Here is a 21,527-nt window from a genome sequence, read left to right as displayed (position 1 = left end):
AGCGTGATCCTCGCGGTGGGCCCGGTCGGCGCGCCCTGAGAGGACACGATGTCGCACGCAGCCCCGATCACGACGCCCGAGACCAGCGGCACCGCCGCGCCCCTCTGGCGTCACGCACACGCCCCCGCCTGGTTCTTCTTCGGCGGCCTGGCGCTCTGGCTGTTCCTGCTGCTGGTGCCGCACGTGCTCCTCGGCAACCCGGCGGTGGTCCCCGCGTGGATCCTGCTCGGCTCAGGGCTGGCCGCGTCCACCCTGCTGCTCATCATGGCTCGACGTCTCCAGTCGGGCGACGGCGTCACGACGGCGACGCTCCTCTGGGCGGTGCTGGTCGGAGGCTTCATCGCCATCACGCTCGGCAGCACCTTCGACTCCCTCATCGGCGTCGCCGCGACCGATGCCGGCGAGAACCCGCACGACATCGGGCTCTTCTTCGCCGGGGTCGCCGAGGAACTGGCGAAGATCATCGCCGTCGTGATCGTGGCATGGCGGTTGCCGGTGAAGACCGCCCGCGGTGGGCTCTTCGTCGGCGGTGCCGTCGGCATCGGCTTCGCCGTCCTCGAGAACCTCTGGTACATCGGACAGGGATGGGCGGCCGGCGTCGAAGCATCGCAGAAGCTCGCCGCCGGCTCACCACCCCTCGAGACCATCCTCACGCACCCGGCGTTCCAGGCGGCCGGAGCCGCGTTCGCCCGGACGATCTTCGACCCGGTCGGCCACCCACTGTGGACGGCGCTGCTCGCCGCCGCGGTGTTCGCCGCTGCACGCAACGGACGGTTCCGGATCACCGTGGGGGTGCTCCTGACCTACCTGCTCGTCGCGGTCATGCACGGCCTGTGGGACGGTAACACCGTGCTCTGGGGGCTGCTGTTCCCGGCCATGCCGGTGCTCAAGGTGCTCGTCGTCCCGGCCATGATCGTGCTCGTCGTCGCCTTCGCGCTCATCTGGCGGGCGCAGGCCCGTCGCATCAACCGCGACGCCGGCGTCGTGTCGCTCCACGTCCCGCGTCGCGAGCGGAAGCGGGCCTGACCACCGGACGCGCGAGGTCTGCTGCGATCCGGGCATGCCGGGGAGTAGCGTGAAGCGCACCCGATCCGCGACGCCGAGGAGACACCCATGCTGGGACGCAAGACCTTCGAACAGCGAGAGGTCGACCAGGCGAAGACGATGATCGCCGCGCTGGTCGCCGGACGCGAGACGCTGGCCGAGGCCGGGGCGGACCCCGCAGCGTTGGCCGTGGTCGACCCCGAGTTCTTCACCGGTCTCACCCTCGTGCTCGACCGGCCGTTCGTCCACCGGGTGCGCTCGGTGCTCGGGAAAGGTCCCGGGGCCCTCAACGAGCTCGAACTCATCGTCGCGTCGATCCTCCACCACGACCGGGTGTTCACGGTGGGGACCGTGTTGCAGTACGCCGAAGGGGCGTCGTTCACCGGCCTCGTCCCGGGCGAGACGATCCGGCTGAGCGCCGAGCAGTTCGAGCGCCTCGCCGTCGGCGTCTTCGCCGAGTTGGAGGAGTTGTTCGTCGAAGCGGTGTGAGGTGCGGCGTCGGCCGCGAGTCTGCGTCACGCACTCCGCGGACGGTGCCACGATCAGCTCGTGAGCTCATCGACGTCCGGACCGATCGCCCTGCGGCACGGCGCGAAACTCCGCCTGATCCTGTCCGCCGTCATCGGCTTGGGCGTCGGGGTGGTCACTGGCCTGACCTGGTTCTGGGCGGGGGCGATCCTGGCCGGCTGGGGAGCCACGTGCGTCGTCTTCATCGTCTCGCTCTGGGCGCGTATCTGGCGGATGGACCCGGCACGCACGCGCGAGCATGCGACCTCGGAGGAACCTGGACGGACGACGAGCGAGGTCCTCATCGTGCTGGCGAGCGTCGGGAGCCTCGTCGCCCTCAGCGTCGTGATCCTGCAGGCGCGGGCGTCGACCGGCATCGAACAGGGCCTGCTGGCGGGGTTCTCGGTGCTGAGCGTCGCCATGTCGTGGGCGCTCATCCACACGATCTACACCCTCAGGTACGCACGCATGTACTTCGCTGCTCCGGAGGGCGGCATCGACTTCAACCAGGAGGAGGCGCCCCAGTACAGCGACTTCGCCTACCTCTCGTTCGACCTCGGCATGACGTACCAGGTCTCCGATACGACGCTGCGGTCCAGTGAGCTGCGCCGCACGGTGCTCAAACACACCCTGCTGTCGTACCTCTTCGGCTCCGTGATCCTCGCGACCGTCATCAACCTCGTCGCGGGGCTGTAACGGCGTGTCGGACACGCCCTTCGACAGGCGGTTGGATGTCCGCCTGCGTTGAGCGGACGGGGGCGGTCTCCTCGACCGTCACCTGTCCTTGACCGATCGAGTTGTCGGACGCTGATCAAGATATACTTACATATTTCATATGTGGAATCGGATTGAGCATGAGAGGATACGCTCGCGGTTGGTACGAGTGTGCCTCGTCGTTGGTCTCCTGGCTGCGCCAGTTCAGTTTGGAACGGCGGACGGCGGCTCCGTGGTCGCGGTGTTTCAAGGGGTCGGCGTATGGGCTATAGCACGCCAGTCACGCGGTGCAACGGAGCCGGATACGTCGCGCGATTGGTGGCGTCTGACGGAACGACCTTCGATGAGCGCTCTCGCTGCCCTGCTCGCCGGTCTCGCGACAGTCAGCATGATCGTCTACGGGGCCCACTGGGGCGCGACTGGAGAACTCATCTTGCGATCATGCGTGGGAGCAGCCTTGACTGCGTTGTTCATCGTGTCGGCTGTTGGACTGCGTCGTCACCGGCCTACCTCGAGCGATGACGGATGAGCCCCGCGAACCACGACTGCGCAGCCCGGCGGACCGGACTGCGCAGCGTGATGGTGCAGGAACCGAGCGGACTACTCCTGGACGATCACGAGGTCGGCGAGCGGACGACGCTCGCGCGGAGCGGTCTCGCGGTCGCGGAGCATGCCCTCGGGCAGGAGTTCCGGGTCGCCGAGCTCGCCGAGCGCGGTGACGGTGAACGGAAGGAGGCCGTCCGGCAGCGAGAACGCCTCGCGGATGCCGTCGGCGGAGAAACCGGCCATCTGGTGTGCGAAGAGGCCGTCGCTGTGGGCCTGGACGCTCAAGTGCGCCATCGCCTGGCCGAGGTCGTAGATGGCCCAGGGACGCTCGTTCCCCTCGTCGTCGACCGTCTCGGCGACGGCGACGATGAGCGCGCCCGCCTGAGCGGCCCACCCTCGGTTGAACGCCACCAGCTGCTCAGCGATCGCGTCGAACGTGGCGGTCCCCTTGGTGCCGACGATGAACCGCCAGGGCTGCACGTTGTTGGCGCTCGGCGACCAACGCGCGGCTTCCAGGGCCGAGGCCATCTTCGCGGCGGCGACGGGCTCGCTCACGAAGGAGCGGGGGCTCCACCGGTCGGCGAGGACGTCGAGGATGGGGGCGTCGGTCTGGGCGGTACGGGTGACGATGGACATGCGGTCTCCAAGCGGAACAAGGGAAGTGGACAGAGGCTGCGTCGCCATTGACGATGGATGCAACTGCATCGATCGAGGCGCTATTCCCGGGTTCGAGGGGTCCGTGCAGCAGTGACGATCTCGGCGATCCGGTGCGGGGCCGCTTCGTCCTGCAGCGACGTCGTGTCGCCGAGGGGCCGCTGGTCGACGATGTCGCCGAGCAGACGCCGCATGATCTTCCCCGAGCGGGTCTTCGGCAGGTCTGGGACCACGAAGACGTCGCGAGGCTTCGCGATCGGGCCGATCTCGTTCGCCACGTGGGAGCGCAGTGCCTCGCGGAGTGCCGCAGAGCGATCCAACCAGTACGCCTCGCCGTCGGCCTCGGGCCCGTGGGTCCGCGAGCACGGGATGACGAACGCGGCGATCGCGCTCCCCGTGATCGGGTCGTGCACGCCGACGACGCCGGCCTCGCCCACGTGGGGATGCGACACGAGGGCCGATTCGATCTCGATGGTCGACAGGCGGTGGCCCGAGACGTTGATGACGTCGTCGACGCGCCCGAGGACCCAGATGTCGCCGTCCTCGTCCCACTTCGCGCCGTCGCCGGAGAAGAAGTAGCCCTGCCTCCAGTACTTCGCCCAGTACGAGTCGCGGTAGCGCTCCGGGTTGCCCCAGACCGTGCGTGCGAGCGAGGGCCCGAAGCGGCTGACGACCAGGTACCCGCCGGATCCGTACGGTACCGTCTCGCCGTCCTCGTCGACGACCAACGCCTCCAGGCCGGGGAGTGCGCGACTGCCGGAACCCGGCTTGATCGTGGTCGCGCCGGGGAGCGGTGCGATGACGGCCGACCCCGTCTCCGACTGCCACCAGGTGTCGACGACCGGGGTCTCGCCGCGCCCGATGCGCTCGCGGAACCACATCCAGGCCTCGGGGTTGATCGCCTCACCGACGGTGCCGAGGAGCCGGAGGGTCGAGAGGTCGTACTCGGCGGGCGGCCCCTCGGGGAACCACGTCATGAGGGTCCGGATGAGCGTGGGTGCCGTGTAGTACGTCGTCACGCCGTAGCGCTCGATGATCTCGAAGTGCCGTGCCTGGTGCGGAGTGTTCGGCGTGCCCTCGTAGATCACCTGGGTGAGCCCGTTCGAGAGCGGACCGTAGATCTCATAGGTGTGTGCGGTGACCCAGGCGAGATCGGCGGTGCACCAGTGGACGTCGTCCTCCTTGGCGTCGAAGATCGCCCAGTGGGTCCAGGACGCCTGTGTGAGATAGCCACCCGAGGTGTGGACGAGTCCCTTGGGCTTCCCGGTGGTGCCGCTCGTGTAGATGATGAAGAGCGGGTTCTCCGCATCGAACGCCTCGGCCTCGTGGGTGTCGGCGGCGACACCCACGGTGTCGTGCCACCAGACGTCGCGACCGGGGGTCCAAGGCACGTTCGGCGTCTCGTCGCCCGTGCGTGCGACGACGAGCACGTGCTCGATGGACGGCACACCGTCGACGGCGGCGTCGGCGTTCTGCTTGACGGGCACAGCGGTACCCCGGCGGTACTGGCCGTCGGTGGTGATGAGCAGCTTCGCCTCGGTGTCCTCCACCCGGAAGCGCAGCGCCTCGGCGGAGAACCCACCGAACACGAGGGAGTGGATGGCGCCGATGCGCGCGACGGCGAGGGTGGCGATGACCGTCTCGGGGATGACCGGCAGGTAGATGACGACGCGGTCGCCCTGCCCGATGCCGAGTGCCGTCAGGGCGTTGGCGGCCTTCGCGACCTCGCGCTGCAACTCGGCGTAGGTGATGGAGCGGCGGTCGCCCGGCTCGCCCTCGAAGTGGAGGGCGACCTTGTCGCCTCGTCCGGCATCGACGTGGCGGTCGACGCAGTTGACCGCCACGTTGAGCGTTCCCCCGGCGAACCAGGTGGCGGCGGGGACCGTGAGCTCGGGCTCGGGGTCCGTCGGGTCGGACCCGTCGACCGGTCGGGCCGGGTCCCACGTGTGCGCCGTGTCCCACGGAGTGACCCAGTCGAGGCGTCGGGCCTGCTCCTCCCAGAACGCCACGGGGTCGGCGGCCGCGCGGGCCCACTCCTCCGGGCCGACGTTCGCCGTCCGGGCGAGGTCGGTCGGCGGTGCGTAGCTGCGGGTCTCGGCGAGGAGGTTCGCGATGGTGGCGGCGGGCGCCGCGGACGTCGATCCATCAGTGGGAGGCATGCTGCAACGCTACGCGGGAGTCCGGTGCCGGTGCCATCCGCGGGTCATGCGGCGTCACGGTCCGGAGGTTCCGAGGGGCTGTGGAGGAGCGTCGGGAGTAGCCTCGGAGGGCCGCCGCGAAGCGTGGCGGACGCCGATCAGGGGTGCGCAGGCGCATCTCGGGAAGGGAACGACATGGCGACCGTCATCCAGTACCAGCAGCTCGGCTCGGCCGACGTCCTCGAACTCGTCGAGGTGCCGACGCCTCAGGCGGGCCCCGGCGAACTCGTCGTCGAGGTGCGAGCCGCGGGCGTGAACCCGATCGACTGGAAGCTCCGCAGCGGCCTCCGCGGCGGTGAGCTGCAGGGCACCCGACGCGTCGGGAGCGACGGCGCCGGCGTCGTCGTCGAGGTCGGCAACGGGGTCGACGGCTGGTCGATCGGCGACGAGGTCGTCGTCGTCAACGCCTCCGGGACGTATGCGACCCACGTCGTCGTCACACCCGACCAGATCATCCGCAAACCGGCTGCCATCTCCTTCGAGGAGGCGGCGGCGATCGGCATCCCCGTGAGCACGGCCTATCAAGCACTGCGCTCGCTCGGCGTGACCGAGGGGACGACCCTCCTGATCCACGGTGGGTCGGGCTCGGTGGGGCACGCCGCCGTGCAGTTCGCCGTGGCTTGGGGAGCGACCGTCGTCGCCACCGCGAGCGAAGGGAACCACGCACGTCTGCGGGAGCTGGGGGCGATCCCCGTCACCTACGGTCCCGGGCTCGTGGAGCGCGTGCGCGAGGCCGCTCCGCAGGGTGTCGACCGTGTGCTCGACGCCGTCGGCACCGACGAGGCGCTCGAGGCCTCGTTCGAGCTGGTCGAGGACCGTCAGCACATCGGCACGATCGTCGTCGGCGCGAAGGCGGCCGACCTCGGGATCCAGGCGTGGTCCGGCGGAAACCCGCTCCCGCTCACGGAGCAGGAGCAGGCCTGGCGGGCGGAGGCGATCCCGGCGGTCGCGTCCCTCGTCGAGCAGGGACGGTTCCACTTCGAACTCGGCACCGTCCGGCCCCTCGCCGAGGCCGCCGAGGCGCACCGCGAGAGCGAGTCGGGTCACCCGAGCGGGAAGCTCATCCTGGTCCCCTGAGCCCTTCGACAGGCTCAGGGACCGGGGGGATTCGGGCGGGGGTGCCCTTCGACAGGCTCAGGGACCGGAGTGACTTGAGCGGGAGTGCCCTTCGACAGGCTCAGGGACCGGGGAGCTACTCCGGGCCCTCGCCGAAGCTGTCGCCGACGGGCGCGCGGTCGGCGAGGTCGTCCTGGTCGTCGAGGTCTTCGACGGCATCCTCGGTGTCCGCGTCGTCGAGTCCGGCGTCGCCGACGACGTCGTCACCACCGACGCCGTCACCGGCGTTGCTCAGACCGCCGTCGCCGGGGGCCGCGTCGTCGGCCGAGCGGTCGACCGCACCGCCGTCGGGAACGACACCGCCGACCGAGCTGTCGGTCTGGTCCTCACCGGGCACGTGTGCCTGGGCGCCCGGACCGCCGTGGGCGAGGGCGTCGCGCTGGGCGTCTGCTGCTGCTGGATCCATGGGATTGCTCATGAGGGCAGCGTAGAGCGGACGCCGGGTCGTCGCTGGGGCTTGGCTCCGGGACGCCGGACGCCTATCCTCCGTGTTCCCCGTCGGACCGGACGCGGTGTCGACGGCGCGGTCGGATGCCCTTCGACAGGCTCAGGGACCGGCGCGGGCTCAGGGACCGGCGCGGGCTCACGGACCGGCGCGGGCTCAGGGACCGACGCAGGTTCAGGGACCTGCGCGAGCTCACGGACCGAGTCGGCTCAGGGATCGGGGCCGGGACGGGCTCAGGGAGCGGGGCGGGTCAGCGGCCGGTGTGCTGCGCGATGATCGCCTTGATGCGGTCGACGTCGGCCGGGACGATCTCGAATCGCTGCTCGAGACCCTCGATGCCCTCGAACGCCTCGGGACGCTCCGGCTCCTCGCCGAGCGCCTCGCGGACGATCTCGGCGAACTTCGCCGGCAGCGCGGTCTCGAGCACGAGCATCGGGACGCCCTCGCGCAGGTGGCGACGGGCGACCGTGACGCCGTCGGCGGTGTGCGGGTCGATCGTGACGCCGTAGCGCTCGTGCACGTCGCGGATGGTGGCGACGCGGTCGGCGTGGGTGCTGCGGCCAGAGACGAAGCCGAACTCGCTGATCCGCTCGAACTCGGGCGTCCCGGAGAGGTCGAACCCGCCCTCCTCGTCGAGGGACCGGAACAGCTCACCGAGGCGGGTCGCGTCCTGACCGACGAGGTCGTAGAGGAAACGCTCGAAGTTGGACGCCTTCGAGATGTCCATGCTCGGGCTCGACGTGTGGTGCGTCTCGGCCGCCGAGCGTGGGCGGTAGACGCCCGTGCGGAAGAACTCGTCGAGGACGTCGTTCTCGTTCGTCGCGACGACGAGCTGGTCGATCGGCAGCCCCATGGAGCGGGCGATGTGCCCGGCGCAGACGTTGCCGAAGTTGCCGGACGGCACCGAGAACGACACCTTCTGGCCCGGACCGTCGGTCGCGAGGAGCCAGCCGTGTACGTAGTACACGACCTGCGCGACGACGCGGGCCCAGTTGATCGAGTTGACCGTACCGACGGCGTGGAGCGCCTTGAACGGAGCGTCCTTCGAGACGGCCTTCACGATGTCCTGGCAGTCGTCGAAGTTGCCCTCGACGGCGAGGTTCACGATGTTGTCGTCCTGGAGGCTGAACATCTGCGCGCGCTGGAAGCTGCTCATGCGGCCGTGCGGGCTCAGCATGATGACCCGGATCCCCGTCTTGCCGCGCATGGCGTGCTCGGCCGCGCTCCCGGTGTCGCCGGAGGTCGCGCCGAGGATGTTGAGCTCGTCGCCGCTCTTCGCGAGCGTGTACTCGAAGAGGTTGCCGAGCAGCTGCATCGCCATGTCCTTGAAGGCGAGCGTCGGGCCGTTCGAGAGGCCGAGGAGTTGCAGCTCGGTGCCGCCCTCCTCACCGAGGATACGCAGCGGGGTGATGAGCGAGGCGTCGTCGCCGGCGCGGCCGTTCGAGTACACCTCGGCGGTGTAGGTGCGACGGGCGATGTCCTGGAGGTCGGCTGCGGGGATGTCGTCGGCGAACTTCGACAGCACGGCGTACGCGAGGTCGGCGTAGGACAGCTCGCGCCACGACTCGAGCTCCTCAGCGGTCAGCTGCGGGTACTCGGCCGGGAGGTACAGGCCCCCGTCCGGGGCGAGCCCGCCGAGGAGGATGTCCGAGAAGTGCTGGGGCAGATCGTGGCCCCGCGTCGACTGATAGTGCATGACCGTCTCTCTCATCCGGTTGGAAGCCCGATCTCCAACCTTGCCATATCGGGGGTCGACGCGCAGAGGCCTGCCGGCATCGTGACCGGCCGCTACGCGCGGGCGAGTTCCTCGCGGATCGCGGCGACGAACGCGTCGATGTCGTCCTCGGTGGTGTCGAACGAGCACATCCAGCGGACCTCGCCCTTCGCGGCGTCCCAGTCGTAGAAGCGGAAGCGTTCCCGCAAACGGTCGGGGACGCCCGCGGGAAGGGTCGCGAACACGGCGTTGGCCTGCGTCGGCTGGCTGAAGCCGAGTCCCGGTGCCTCGCCGGCGGCGATGAGGGCCTCGAGGGAGGTGCGGAGGCGCGCGGCCATCGCGTTGGCGTGGGTCGCGGAGCGGAGCCAGAGCCCGTCGCCACCGTCAGCCGCCGGCTCGAGCAGGGCGATGAGCTGCGCCGCACCGAAGCGCATCTTCGACGCCAGCTGCATGTTGAGCTTCCGGAGGTAGACGAGGCCCTCCGACGCCGACGGTTCGAGCACGACGATGGCCTCGCCGAACATGAGCCCGTTCTTCGTCCCGCCGAAGGACAGCACGTCGACGCCGGCATCGGCGGTGAACGCGCGCAGCGGGACGCCGAGGGCTGCTGCGGCGTTGGCGATGCGGGCACCGTCAAGGTGCAGCTTCATGCCATGACCGTGCGCGTGGTCGGCGATCGCGCGGATCTCCTCGGGCGTGTACAGGGTGCCGAGCTCGGTGGTCTGCGTGATCGAGACGACGAGCGGCTGTGCACGGTGCTCGTCGCCCCAGCCCCACGCCTCGCGGTCGATGAGGTCGGGCGTGAGCTTGCCGTCGGGGGCGTCGACCGTCAGGAGCTTGATGCCACCGACCCGCTCCGGCGCGCCGCCCTCGTCGGAGTTGATGTGCGCGGTCGACGCCGAGATGACGGCACCCCAGCGCGGGAGCATGGACTGCAGGCCGACGACGTTCGCGCCGGTGCCGTTGAAGACGGGGAACACGGCGACGTCGCGGCCGAAGTGATCGGCGAAGACCTCGTGCAGCCGACGGGTGTAGTCGTCCTCACCGTAGGCGATCTGGTGGCCGCCGTTGGCCGCCGCGAGGGCGTCGAGGATCTCGGGGTGGACGCCGGAGTAGTTGTCGGAGGCGAAGCCGCGGATGCTGGTGTCATGCAGAGAATCGGTCACTGATCCATCCTCGCGCATGCCACACGCAGCTTCCGTGCATCGCGGGCCGACTTCCTGCGTGCTCGGGTCGCCGTCGGGCATGTTCACGATTCAGGAGCGCCCGGGCGTGGCGCCCCCGCACCATGCGTGTCGGCAGGGACGCGCCGCGGCGCTCCTGAATGGTGAACCGAGAAGCGAGGTCAGTCGGCGGCGTGACGCGGGCCGTCGGAGGAGGGGACGCTCTCCTCGGGCACGGCGTCGATCGCGGCGTCGACGTCGGCGTGCGCACCGGGCTCCGGCTCCGCGTCCGGGGTCTCCTGCGCCAGCGCGTGCTCGTAGGCGAGCGCGTGCACGGCGATCGAGGATGCGACGGCGGCCTGCTGCTCGTCCTCGGCGGAGGGCTGAGCCGGCTGCTCGGCCGCGAGCGCGGCGGCCTGTTCGGGCGTCAGCCGGGCGTCCTGGTCCTCCTCGTCCTCATCGACGAGGTCGAGCACGATGGGGTCGTCGCCGTAGATGTCGCCCGCCGGGTCGCCCGCGAGCGGGGCCGGCGCGGGGAGGCGCTGCTCGGCGTCGAGGAACTGCTTGGCCTCGAAGGCACCCGGGTTGAAGACCTCGTCGATCCCGCCGAGCCCGCTCATGCCTTGAGCGCTTCCGTCAGTTTGACCCGGCCGCCCATCTTGAGCAGCGAGTTCTCGTAGATCCGCGAGCCGACGAGGATGACGAGCGCCGCCGTGATCGCGAGGATCAGCAGGGACAGGATCGGCTCCCACCACTGCGCCGAGCCGACGAAGAGACGGACGGGCATGCCCACGGCTGCCGAGAACGGCACGTAGGACATGATCGTCATCACCACCGGGTTGTCGTTGAAGAAGATGACGGCGAAGTACGGGATCATGATCAGCATCGTAATCGGGGTCGTCGTCGAACCGATGTCCTCTTGACGCGAGACCAGCGATCCGGCGGCGGCGAACAGCGCCGCCAGCAGGATGAAGCCGAGCACGAAGAACACCACGAACCAGACGACCGGGGTCCCGAGTCCTGCGAGCAGCTCCGTCTGGCCCGTCACCGTCAGCCCGATCACCGACAGCGCAGCGATCGCCAGGATCTGCCCGAACGCCAGGATGCTGTTGCCGAGCACCTTGCCGGCGAGGAGCGCCTTCACGGGGATGGCGGACATGAGGATCTCGACGACGCGGGTCTGCTTCTCCTCGACGACGCTCTGCGCGATCGACGCCCCGAAGGTGGTGGCGGAGACGAAGAACACGAGACCGAATCCGAGCGACACGATGTAGAGCAGGAAGCCGGCGGAGGCGTCGGCGTCGGGATCGAGGATGGTGACCTGCGGCTGCGCGCTCAGTTGCATGATGAGCGTGTTGGAGGCCTCGGAGTCGAAGATGACCTGGACCCCGGTGGGGTTGTCGTCGGTGGCGGGTGCGATCGCCGCCTCGACGTCGCCCGACTTCACGAGGGCTTCAGCGGCGGCGACGTCGGCCGCCTCGGTCACGTCGAAGGTCTTGCCGTCGACGAGTCCCGCACCCGCGTTCCCCACGACCGCGATCTTCGTGGTCTCCGAGGCGGTGTTCTTCGCGAGGAACCCACCGACGACGATGCCGGCGAGGATCACGAGGAGGAGGATGCCCGTCGAGATGAGGAACGTCTTGCTCCGCAGTCGCATCCTGACCTCGCGCTCGGCGACGAGACCGATGCTCTGCACGAGGCTCGGGGAGGCCGGGCCGGAGCGACGACGACCGGCGGGCTGGATCGGGGACTCGGTTGCCGTGGTCACTGGATGACCTCCTTGAAGATCTGGGCGAGGGTGGGTCGGAGGGGGGCGAAGCTCGTGACGTCGCCCTGGGTCAGCGCCTCACGGAGCACGGCCTGCGCCGCCTGGGCGTCGTCGGCGTCGAAGAGGGCGTAGCCGCCGTCGAAGTCGACGACGGAGATCCCCGGACGCTCGCGCAGCCAGCCGGTGTCGGCCGCGGTGAGCAGCTCGTAGCGGTTGCCGGCATGGGCTTCGCGGAGTGACTCGCGCGAGCCGGAGGCGCGGATCCTGCCACCGGCGATGATCACGAGGTCGTCGCAGAGGCGCTCCACGATGTCGAGCTGGTGACTGGAGAACAGGACGGGGGAGCCGTCTGCGGCGAACTCGCTGAGCACACCGACGACCACGTCGACCGCCATCGGGTCGAGGCCCGAGAACGGCTCGTCGAGGACGAGGACGTCCGGGTGGTGGACGAGCGCCGCGGCGATCTGCGCCCGCTGCTGGTTGCCGAGCGACAGGCTCTCGAGGGCGTCGTTCCGGCGCTCGCCGAGGCCGAGGCGCTCGAGCAGTTCGCCGGCGTTGCGCTTGGCGGCGTGGGTCGTGAACCCGTGGAGACGGGCCAGGTAGACGAGCTGTTCCTCGACCCGCATCTTCGGGTACAGGCCGCGCTCCTCCGGCATGTAGCCGAACCGGCGGCGGTCCTCCGGGGTGAGCGGGGTGCCGTCGAGGGTGACGGTCCCGGCGTTCGCGGCGAGGACACCGAGCAGGATGCGCATCGTCGTCGTCTTGCCGGCGCCGTTCCCGCCGACGAACCCCGTCATGCGGCCGGGGGCGACCTGGAAGCTGACGTCGTCGAGCACCTTCCGCTCGCCGTACGACTTGTCGATGTGGCTGAGTTCGAGCATCGGCCGCCTCCTGTGATCTGCGTGCTGGACCGAGTGTCCTGCGTCGGGTTCTCCCGGTATGGCGATCACGCTACGCGGCGCAGTGTGCCACCGGCATCCGCCGCAGGACGGGTTGACGCGACGACGCCCGGTCCCCTTCTCCGTCGAGTGGGGGATACCGGGCGTCGTGGACCAGCTGAGCGCTGGATCAGGCGGGGCGGGACTCCGGGGAGACCGTCTTCGAGGGGTCGGTCTCGGCGACGGAGCCGATGGCCTCGTCGATGCGGGCGATGACCGCGTCGTCGAGCTTCACACCGGCCGCGGCGGCGTTCGCGGTGACCTGCTCGGGACGCGAGGCCCCGACGATCGCACCGGCGATGTTGTCGTTGTGCAGCACCCAGGCGAGCGCCAGCTGCGCCATGGTGAGGTCGAGCTCGTCGGCGATGGGCTTCAGCTGCTGGACGGCCGTGAGCACCTCGTCGTCGAGGAAGCGCTTGATGGTGTCGGCGCCGCCCTTCTCGTCGGTGGCCCGGCTGCCCTGCGGGAGCTCTGCACCCGGCAGGTACTTGCCGCTGAGGACGCCCTGCGCCACCGGCGACCAGACGATCTGGGAGATGCCGAGTTCGCGCGAGGTGGGGACGACCTCCTCCTCGATGACCCGCCACAGCATCGAGTACTGCGGCTGGTTCGAGATGAGCTGGAATCCCAGCTCCTTGGACAGGGCGTGGCCGGCGCGCAGCTGCTCGGCGTTCCACTCGCTCACACCGATGTAGAGCGCCTTGCCCGCCCGGACGACGTCGGCGAAGGCCTGCATCGTCTCCTCGAGCGGCGTCTCGCTGTCGTAGCGGTGGGCCTGGTAGAGGTCGACGTAGTCGGTGCCGAGACGCGTGAGCGAACCGTCGATCGAGTCCATGATGTGCTTGCGCGACAGCCCGACGTCGTTGTGCCCCTTCGGGCCGGTGGGCCAGTAGACCTTCGTGAAGATCTCCAGGCTCGCGCGTCGTTCGTCCTTGAGGGCGTCGCCGAGCACCTGCTCCGCCGCCGTGTTGGCGTAGGCGTCGGCCGTGTCGAAGGTGGTGATGCCGGCGTCGAGGGCGGCGCGAACGCTCGCCGTGGCGACGTCGTTCTCCACCTGCGAGGCGTGGGTCAGCCAGTTGCCGAAGATGATCTCTGAGATCTTGAGTCCGCTGTTGCCGAGGTATCGAAATTCCATGGTCGTCACGCTACTCCTCGCATCCGACCGACCGACGGGGTTGCGCGGAGACGGAGCGAACCCTCAGCTCCGCGGCGACGCCAGCCCGTGCTCGTAGGTGTAGATGACCGCCTGGATGCGATCGCGGAGGGCGAGCTTCTGCAACACCTTCGAGACGTGCGACTTCACGGTCGCCTCGCCGACGAAGAGCGTGGTCGCGATCTCCTGGTTGGACAGGCCCTGGGCGACCAACTGCAGGACCTCGCGTTCGCGCTCCGTCAGCTGGTCGTAGTCTGCGCCGGTCGTCGGCCCGGCCGGGGCGGTGTGATCCTCCACGGCGTCCTCGACGGCTGGGGCCTGCCGGGTGAACCCTTCGATGACCCGGCGGGTGACCGCCGGCGAGAGGAGCGCCTCTCCGCCCGCGATCACCGAGACCGCTGCGACGAGTTCCTCCGGCGAGGAGTTCTTCAGGAGGAACCCGCTCGCACCGGCCCGGAGCGCCTCGGCCAGGTAGTCGTCGCGGTCGAAGGTGGTGAGGATGAGGACCGCGGCGTGCACCTCGGGATCCGCGACGATCCGACGGGTGGCCTCGAGACCGTCCATACCCGGCATCTGGACGTCCATGCAGATCACGTCCGGCGCGAGCGTCGTCGCGAGCGCGACGGCCTCGGCGCCGTCCGACGCCTCGCCGACGATCTCGATCCCTGGCTGTGAGCCCAGGATGATGCGGAAGCCCGCACGCAGCAGCTCCTGGTCGTCGACGAGGAGGATGCGGGTGGGCTGCTCGGTCATGCCTGGTCCTTCGTGGTGGTGGTCCGGGGTCGTCCTGCGGCGGCGGAGGCGAGGCGGGCGTCGGCGATGGACGCGGCGACGGGCTCCATCGCCTGGTCGCCCGGCCGGCCGAGCGGGATGGCGGCCCGCACGAGGAAGCCGCCGCGGGCGCGTGCCCCGACCTCGAGGACGCCGCCTGACGACGCCACGCGCTCCCGCATCCCGATGAGCCCGAGCCCACCGCGGCGGGCCACCGTCGGGACGGTCCCCGTGTTCGTGACCTCGAGCTCGACCGCGTCGTCCAGATAGCGGAGCCTGAGTTCGGCCGTCGCCGTGGTGCCACCGTACTTGCGGGCGTTCGTGAGCGCCTCCTGCGCGATCCGGTAGAGGTTGAACGACACGACGGCCGGGATCGCGACCGGTGTGCCCACGAGTTCGAACCTCGTCGGCAGCCCGTTCGCCGTCGACTCGTCGGCGAGCCGGCCCAGCTGGCCGACGCCGACGGTCGACGGGCTGCTCTCCTCGTCGGTCGGTTCGCCGTGCGCGCGGAGGGTGCCGAGCATCTTGCGCAGCTCGTCGATCGCGCTCCGTGCGCCGAGCTCGACGTTCGTGAGTGCATCCCGCGCGGCGGCCGGGTTCGCATCGAGCACGGTGCGCGCGGCACCGGCCTGCACCCCCATGACCGAGACGTGGTGGGCGACGACGTCGTGCAGCTCGCGCGCGATCCGCACCCGCTCGAGGGCGACCGCCTGCCGGGCGGACCGGGCGCGCTCCGCCTCGAGCTCGGCTGTGCGCTGCTCGAGCGCCGCCCGTTCCCGGGAGGACTGGTACACGCGCTCGCCGAAGAAGTACGCGGCTCCGAAGTAGAGGATGTTCGTCAGGATCTGGATGAGGATGAAGGCCACGAGGGGTGAGAAGAGCCCCACCCGGGAGAGGCTCGGCAACGAGTCGGGGTCGGTCGCCTGGATGAACATGGAGACGAGCAGCCAGACGAACATGGCGACGATGATGAGCACGCGGACGAGTGCGGCGCGACGTCGGTTCGGGACCCACGCCCCGACCGTGTAGATCGCGAGGAACAGGGTGATGTTCGTGAAGAGGACCTCGGGTACGAGCACCGTGCCGCCCACGATGAACATGACGGCGACGACGATCGAGACGGAGCACGGGAAGCGGCGACGGAACGCGAGCGGCGCGGTGATGCCGATCGCCCAGAGGACGGACGCCCACATCGGTGCGGGCTCGGGGTAGAACCCGGCGATCGTGTACAGCGTGAGGCTGAGGAGGGTGCCGACGCCGAGCGCGATGGCGAGGATGACGTCGGACCGCTGTTCCGACGGCGTCGCGGCCGGACGTCGCCACTCGGCGTCGTAGGGGTCGACCCGGCGGTCCTCCTGCTGGTCGACGGCGGGCTCGCTCATGCCGTCCACGCTAGCGCGACGCCCCGCCGGGGACATCCGTCGAGCGACGGAGCGCGGCGGCCCGGCCTCGAACAAGAGCCCGGAGCGGCACTCAGGAGAGTGCTGCTCCGGGCTCCTCCGCGGCACGGTCGGGTCAGGCCGCGGATCGCCCCGTGATCCCGGCGGTCGACGTGATGACGTCCGCCATCTTCTTGCCGAGCGCCTCGTAGAACATCGACAGGGGGAACTCGTCGTCGAGGACCGCGTCGGTGAGTCCACGCGGCGGTCCGCTGAGGATCTCGTCGGACAGCCCACGCGCCCACTGCGACGCGGGGTGCGGCGTCAGCGTCGTCCGGACGAGCTCGTACGCGGCGAGCCAGTGCGCGGTCTTCGGACGGTCGATCGATCGCCAGTACAGCTCGTCGATGCTCTCGCCGAGCCGCACGACCACGTCGGGGACCTCGTCCCAGTCGATCGTGAGTCTCGTGTCGGTCCAGTGCAGCACGCCGTGCTGGTGCATCCACGCGAACAGCAGCTGGCCGCCGACGCCGTCGTAGTTCCGGACGCGCGAGCCGGTGATGGCGAACCGGAAGATGCGGTCGAAGATGATCGCGTACTGGACGAGCTTCGCGTGCTCGAGGATCGCCACGTCCGCCGCGTCGAGCGTCTCGGTCTCCGCTCGGGTCGTCAGCGTGCGCTCCAGCCGGACCGACTCGCGGAACGCCGTGAGGTCGCAGCGCAGCTCCTCGAGCGAGTACAGGAAGAACGGCATCCGCTGCTTGATCATGAACGGGTCGAACGGGAGGTCACCGCGCATGTGCGTGCGGTCGTGGATGAGGTCCCACATGACGAAGGTCTCCTCGGCCAGCTGCTGGTCGTCCAGGAGGGACGCGGCGTCGGCGGGGAGGTCGAGCTTGGTGATCTCGGCCGCGGCTCGGACGACCCGACGGTACCGGGCCGCCTCGCGGTCCTGGAAGATCGCGCCCCAGGTGAACGCCGGGATCGCGCGCATCGCGACCGTCTCGGGGAAGAGGACCGCGGAGTTCGTGTCGTACCCCGGCGTGAAGTCGAGGAAGCGGATCGGCACGAAGAGTGCGTTCGTGTAGTCGCCGGCCTCGAGCGCGGCGATGAACTCGGGCCAGATGACCTCGACGAGCACGGCCTCGATGTGGCGGTCGGTCGAACCGTTCTGCGTGACCATCGGGAACACGACGAGGTGTGCCAGGCCGTCCACGCGGTGCCGCTCGGGGTGGAAGGCGACGAGCGAGTCGAGGAAGTCCGGGACGCCGAAGCCGTCGCGCTCCCAGCGGTCGAAGTCGGCGACGAGGGCGTCGAGGTACTCGGCGTCGTGCGGGAAGTTCGGAGCGAGGGCGCGGACACTCGCGACGATCGTGGCGACGTGCCCTGCCGCCGACTCGTGGTCGCTCGACTCAGGGATCGAGCCGTCCTTCACCTGGACGGCCTGCAGCGCGGTCGCGGCGGCCTTGAGGTCCGTCCAGGCCGGGTGCCCGACGAGTGCGGCGGCGTCTTCGACGACCTCCGGCTCTCCGACGATGCTCTTCGTGTGGGTGGTGGCGACGTTCGACATGGTGAACCTCCTTCCGCGTGCGCAGGCGTCGCCCGGGGTGGGTGACGATTCCTTCGAGCGTAGGGGCGGAGGGGGTGCGGATTTCTTGCGTCAGGAGCGACTTCGCTGCAACATTCGGCCGTTCACGCCGGGGAACTGCACGGCCGACCGCTATCCCCAGCGGCGCTTGATCCAGCGGTCGAGGACACCGACGAGCGCATCGGTGATCGCGCCGAGCAGCGCGAGCACGATGATGACGAAGAAGATGCGGTCGACCCGGCCGTTGTTCTGCGAGTCCACCAGGCGGAATCCGAGTCCCATGGACGAGGCGATGAGCTCCGCCGCCACGAGGAACAGCCACGACTGCGCGAGCGCGAGTCGGAGGCCGGAGACGACCGAGGGCGTCACGGCTGGCAGCTGCACCGTCCGGAACAACGCGACACCGTTCAGGCCGAAGGCGCGGCCGGCCTCGACCAGGTGCTTGTCCACGTGGCGGAGCGCGGCGGAGACCGTCGTGTACACCGGGAAGAACGCGCCGATCGCGATGAGCGTGATCTTCGACTCCTCACCGATCTTCAACCAGAGGATGAGCAGCGGGACCCACGCGAGCGACGGGACGGCGCGGATCGCCGCGAAGGTCGTCGACAGCAGGATGTCGCCGAGGCGCGAGAGCCCCACGACCGCGCCGAGGACGAGGCCGAGGACCGCACCGATGAGGAAGCCGATGAGGACCCGCTGCACCGAGATGGCGACGTCCTGCTGCAGCCAGCCGCGCTGCGCGAGGTCCACGCCGGCCGCCCAGACCTCGGCGGGTGCCGGGAGTTGCGAGGCCGGCACGAGGCCGAGCGCGGTGACGAGCTGCCAGGCTCCGAGGATGACGACGGGGACGATGAAGCCGCCGAGGACGACGACGATCCTGCGGGACCCGAGGACCGCGCGTGCTTCGCGGCCGGACTGGGTCGCCTGGGCACCCGCGGCTGCGGTGGTGCCGAGACCGGCGAACTCGGTCATGGTTTCCTCTCGGGACGGTTGAGGCGCCGGACTACTTCGCGCCGATGGCGGACGGGTCCGCGTCGTCCACGAAGCTCGGGTTGAAGAGGTCGGCCAGGGCGTCGTCGACCTTGTCCTGCGACGACACGTCGCCGGACTCCACGAAGATCGGGCCGATGATCGACAGGACCTGCTCCTGGGCCTTGCCCGGGGCCGGGTCGACGTCGAGGTTCGAGCGCTCCGTGATCACCTTCGTCGCCACGGCGAGGTCGAGGCCCGCGGCGTCCGCGAGGATCTGTGCCGTCTCATCGGGGTTCGACGCGGCCCATTCACGAGCGTGTTCATAGGCGTTCACGACGGTCTGCGCGACGTCCGGACGCTCGTCGATGAAGGACTCGGTCGCGGCCAGGATGCCGTAGCTGTTGAAGTCGACGTTGCGGTAGATGAGCTTCGCGCCCGCCTCCTCGGCGCCGGCCATGATCGGGTCGAGACCGGCCCAGGCGTCGACGGAGCCGTTCTGCAGGGCCGCCCAGCCGTCGGCGTGCTGGAGGTTCTCGATCGTGACGTCTGCGGCGGACAGGCCGGCCTCCTCCAGCGCCTGCTGGAGGAAGAAGTAGGGGTCGGTGCCCTTCGTGGCGGCGACCTTCTTGCCCTTGAGTTCGGCGACGTCCGTGATCGTCGAGCCCTGGCCGACGACGATCGCCGACCACTCGGGCTGCGAGAAGACGTCGATCGCCTGGATGGCCGATCCGTTCGCCCGGTTCAGGAGCGCGGCGGAACCGGCTGTGGACCCGACGTCGATCGCGTCGGCCCGCAGCGCCTCGTTGGCCTTGTTGGAGCCGGCCGACTGGACCCAGTTGACGGTGATGTCCTGGTCGTCGAGGGCGTCCTCGAGCCAGCCCTGGTCCTTGATGATGAGGGAGAGCGGGTTGTAGGTCGCGAAGTCGATGTTGAGCGTGCCGCCCTCGGTGGTGCCGGCGGTGCTGTCGCCGCCGGCTGCAGGAGCGTTCTCGCCCGCCACGCAGCCGCTGAGGAGGAGTGCTGCGGCGGCGGTCGCGGCGACGAGGGCCGCGCGCCCGGCGCGGGAGATGGTGAAGCGGCGTCGTGAGGTCATGCGTTGGTCCTTGCTGTGGATCGGTGCGGGATGACGGCGGAGGTGGTGGGTGGCTCAGTACGGGAAGTGCGGGATGGACGGCAGTCGTTGGTCGCCGCGGGCGAGACCGTGGCGGTCGATGCCGAGTCCGTCGAGGAGACGGCCGCGAAGTTCGGCGAGCTCTGCCGACCCGCGGTCGCGCGGGCGGTCGCCGGGGACGGTCACGGTCTGCGCGATGGTCGAACCGGGCTGTCCCTCCTCGCGACCCAGGAGGATGACCCGGTCGGCGAGCTGGAGGGCCTCGTCGACGTCGTGGGTCACGAGCAGGATGGTGGTGGGCGCGGCGAGGTGGATGGCGAGCAGCAGGTCCTGCATCTTCAGCCGGGTGAGGGCGTCGAGGGCGCCGAACGGCTCGTCGAGGAGCAGGACGCCCGGCCGGCGGGCGAGGGCCCTGGCGAGTGAGGCGCGTTGCGCCATGCCGCCGGAGACCTCCCGTGGGCGGTGCTCGGCGAAGTCCGCGAGCCCGACGAGTTCGAGCAGCTCGGCCACGCGGGCACGTCCTTCGGCTGCGGGTGTCCGCTTGGGCAGACCGAGTGCGACGTTCGCGGCGATGGTGCGCCAGGGGAGGAGCCGAGGCTCCTGGAAGCCGAAGGCCGTGCGCGGGTCGATGCCGGCGACGGGTGTGCCGTCGATGAGCACGGAGCCGGCGGTCGGGTGGTCGAGACCGGCCGCGATCCGCAACAGGGTGGACTTGCCGCAGCCGCTCGTGCCGAGGATGGCCACGACCTCACCGGCCTCGGCGGTGATCGTGACATCGCGCAGCACGGGCCGTGGGGCGTCGGCACGTTTGCCGACGCCGCTCGCGAAGGTGCGGCCGACCCCGGCGAACGCGACCGTGGAGGCGCGCTCCGCCGAGTCGACGGAGGAGGCGCCTCGGGCGTCCTTCGAGCTCGCGGCGAGCGGGCTTGTGGCAGCGTTCGTCATGGGTCTCGGGCTCCAGGGGTGGGGTGCCCGCCATGCTACGCGAGGGCGGGAGACCGCTCTCGGTCGCCGAAACAGAGCGTCACATTGGCGTCCGCCGGTGACATCCGGAGGGTTCCGGTGTTATGCATCCGCTACCAGCTGCCGACCTGCGTGACGGCGACGTCGAGGATGGCGACGGCCTCCTCCCGGTTGACCCGGGCGAGCAGCAGCGCGCTGACCGACAACGAGGTGAGCTGCCGGGCGGCCGCGGCGAGTTCGTCCGCGTCCGCCTCGGGACGGGCGAGGGCGAGGGCGTCCGAGACCGCGGTGGTGAGCTCGGCCCGGTAGCCGTCGACGACCTCGCGCAGTGCATCGTCGTGGGCCGCGAGGCCGGCCGCGCTGTTGAGGAGGAGGCAACCGCGGCGGGGGGAGTCGTCGGGCAGCGTCGCGATGACGGTCTGCACGCCCGAGAAGTAGGTGGTGAGCCCGGCTCTGCCGTCCGTCGCCCGCGCGAGCACCGAGAGGCGCGGTCGGATGACGGTGTCGAGGTAGTCCTGCACGGCGGCGTCGAACAGTCCGCGCTTGCTGTCGAAGGCGTGGTAGAGGCTCGACCGCCGCAGGCCGGTGGCCGCTTCGAGGTCTGCCAGCGAGGTCGCCTCGTAGCCGCGGTCCCAGAAGACGTCGCGCGCCGCCTGGACGACGGCGACGGTGTCGAACTCCTGCGTGCGTCCCATGGGTCCCTCCTCCTGGCTCGGCCGGTCCTCCGGACGGGTGGGTTGTGTACCGAGCGTTCCACTATTATAGTAGACCCATCGGTACAGA

The 21,527-nt window shown here is 70.0% G+C and carries 20 protein-coding genes; 4 read left to right on the top strand and 16 right to left on the bottom strand.

The window, feature by feature from the left end:
- Window positions 1–48: 48 nt before the first annotated feature.
- From HOW07_RS07245 to HOW07_RS07235, 3 genes are all read left to right on the top strand, one after another.
- Window positions 49–1,026 carry a PrsW family glutamic-type intramembrane protease gene (locus HOW07_RS07245; RefSeq protein ID WP_175116460.1) on the top strand — a complete coding sequence of 326 codons (978 nt, stop codon included), beginning with the start codon at window positions 49–51 and terminating at the stop codon, window positions 1,024–1,026.
- An 87-nt stretch (window positions 1,027–1,113) separates the two neighbouring features.
- Complete coding sequence (locus HOW07_RS07240) at window positions 1,114–1,533, top strand: hypothetical protein (RefSeq protein ID WP_175116459.1); 420 nt, start codon at window positions 1,114–1,116, stop codon at window positions 1,531–1,533.
- A 60-nt stretch (window positions 1,534–1,593) separates the two neighbouring features.
- Complete coding sequence (locus tag HOW07_RS07235; RefSeq protein ID WP_371743599.1) at window positions 1,594–2,247, top strand: DUF1345 domain-containing protein; 654 nt, start codon at window positions 1,594–1,596, stop codon at window positions 2,245–2,247.
- 618 nt (window positions 2,248–2,865) lie between these two features.
- On the opposite strand, the gene HOW07_RS07230 is transcribed toward HOW07_RS07235, so the two are convergent.
- Window positions 2,866–3,447, bottom strand: coding sequence for a nitroreductase family protein (locus HOW07_RS07230; RefSeq protein ID WP_064295515.1), 582 nt, complete (start codon window positions 3,445–3,447; stop codon window positions 2,866–2,868).
- Between the two features lie 80 nt (window positions 3,448–3,527).
- Window positions 3,528–5,624 (bottom strand): acetate--CoA ligase, encoded by a 2,097-nt coding sequence (gene acs, locus HOW07_RS07225; RefSeq protein WP_175116458.1) that lies wholly within the window; start codon window positions 5,622–5,624, stop codon window positions 3,528–3,530.
- 174 nt (window positions 5,625–5,798) lie between these two features.
- Between acs and HOW07_RS07220 the strand changes: the two genes are divergently transcribed.
- Window positions 5,799–6,740 carry an NADP-dependent oxidoreductase gene (locus HOW07_RS07220; protein WP_175116457.1) on the top strand — a complete coding sequence of 314 codons (942 nt, stop codon included), beginning with the start codon at window positions 5,799–5,801 and terminating at the stop codon, window positions 6,738–6,740.
- A gap of 115 nt (window positions 6,741–6,855) precedes the next feature.
- On the opposite strand, the gene HOW07_RS07215 is transcribed toward HOW07_RS07220, so the two are convergent.
- The 14 genes from HOW07_RS07215 to HOW07_RS07150 all read right to left on the bottom strand — a co-directional run bounded on the left by HOW07_RS07215 (window position 6,856) and on the right by HOW07_RS07150 (window position 21,439).
- Window positions 6,856–7,197: a hypothetical protein gene (locus HOW07_RS07215; protein ID WP_147427131.1), complete on the bottom strand. Its 342-nt coding sequence runs from the start codon at window positions 7,195–7,197 to the stop codon at window positions 6,856–6,858.
- 277 nt (window positions 7,198–7,474) lie between these two features.
- Window positions 7,475–8,920, bottom strand: a complete 1,446-nt coding sequence (gene thrC / locus HOW07_RS07210) for a threonine synthase (RefSeq protein ID WP_175116456.1) — start codon at window positions 8,918–8,920, stop codon at window positions 7,475–7,477.
- A gap of 92 nt (window positions 8,921–9,012) precedes the next feature.
- Window positions 9,013–10,122, bottom strand: a complete 1,110-nt coding sequence (locus HOW07_RS07205; RefSeq protein WP_175116455.1) for a low specificity L-threonine aldolase — start codon at window positions 10,120–10,122, stop codon at window positions 9,013–9,015.
- A 161-nt stretch (window positions 10,123–10,283) separates the two neighbouring features.
- The gene (locus HOW07_RS07200; RefSeq protein ID WP_175116454.1) at window positions 10,284–10,721 is read right to left on the bottom strand and encodes a hypothetical protein; all 438 of its coding nucleotides are present in this window, start codon (window positions 10,719–10,721) and stop codon (window positions 10,284–10,286) included.
- Window positions 10,718–11,869, bottom strand: a complete 1,152-nt coding sequence (locus tag HOW07_RS07195; protein ID WP_314140066.1) for an ABC transporter permease — start codon at window positions 11,867–11,869, stop codon at window positions 10,718–10,720. Before HOW07_RS07195 ends, HOW07_RS07200 begins: the two co-directional genes overlap by 4 nt.
- Entirely contained in the window at window positions 11,866–12,750 is an 885-nt protein-coding gene (locus HOW07_RS07190; protein ID WP_064295522.1) for an ABC transporter ATP-binding protein, read from the bottom strand. The genes HOW07_RS07195 and HOW07_RS07190 overlap by 4 nt, the downstream gene beginning before the upstream one ends.
- Before the next feature lie 187 nt (window positions 12,751–12,937).
- The gene (locus HOW07_RS07185) at window positions 12,938–13,942 is read right to left on the bottom strand and encodes an aldo/keto reductase family protein (RefSeq protein ID WP_175116453.1); all 1,005 of its coding nucleotides are present in this window, start codon (window positions 13,940–13,942) and stop codon (window positions 12,938–12,940) included.
- 63 nt (window positions 13,943–14,005) lie between these two features.
- A complete protein-coding gene (locus HOW07_RS07180) occupies window positions 14,006–14,713 on the bottom strand; it encodes a response regulator transcription factor (RefSeq protein WP_079001312.1) in 708 nt (235 codons plus the stop codon).
- Window positions 14,710–16,113, bottom strand: a complete 1,404-nt coding sequence (locus HOW07_RS07175) for a sensor histidine kinase (protein WP_175116452.1) — start codon at window positions 16,111–16,113, stop codon at window positions 14,710–14,712. The genes HOW07_RS07180 and HOW07_RS07175 overlap by 4 nt, the downstream gene beginning before the upstream one ends.
- Before the next feature lie 133 nt (window positions 16,114–16,246).
- Window positions 16,247–17,680 (bottom strand): DUF6421 family protein, encoded by a 1,434-nt coding sequence (locus HOW07_RS07170; RefSeq protein WP_175116451.1) that lies wholly within the window; start codon window positions 17,678–17,680, stop codon window positions 16,247–16,249.
- Window positions 17,681–17,830: 150 nt separating this feature from the next.
- Entirely contained in the window at window positions 17,831–18,670 is an 840-nt protein-coding gene (locus tag HOW07_RS07165; protein WP_079001316.1) for an ABC transporter permease, read from the bottom strand.
- A 31-nt stretch (window positions 18,671–18,701) separates the two neighbouring features.
- A complete protein-coding gene (locus HOW07_RS07160; RefSeq protein WP_175116450.1) occupies window positions 18,702–19,763 on the bottom strand; it encodes an aliphatic sulfonate ABC transporter substrate-binding protein in 1,062 nt (353 codons plus the stop codon).
- 54 nt (window positions 19,764–19,817) lie between these two features.
- Complete coding sequence (locus HOW07_RS07155; RefSeq protein WP_175116449.1) at window positions 19,818–20,726, bottom strand: ABC transporter ATP-binding protein; 909 nt, start codon at window positions 20,724–20,726, stop codon at window positions 19,818–19,820.
- 131 nt (window positions 20,727–20,857) lie between these two features.
- Window positions 20,858–21,439, bottom strand: coding sequence for a TetR/AcrR family transcriptional regulator (locus HOW07_RS07150; RefSeq protein WP_175116448.1), 582 nt, complete (start codon window positions 21,437–21,439; stop codon window positions 20,858–20,860).
- Between the last annotated feature and the right edge of the window lie 88 nt (window positions 21,440–21,527).

Source organism: Plantibacter sp. MCCC 1A11337 (assembly GCF_013349365.1).
In the GTDB taxonomy this organism is placed as follows: domain Bacteria; phylum Actinomycetota; class Actinomycetes; order Actinomycetales; family Microbacteriaceae; genus Plantibacter; species Plantibacter flavus_A.
This window is presented reverse-complemented; position numbering and strand designations above follow the sequence as displayed.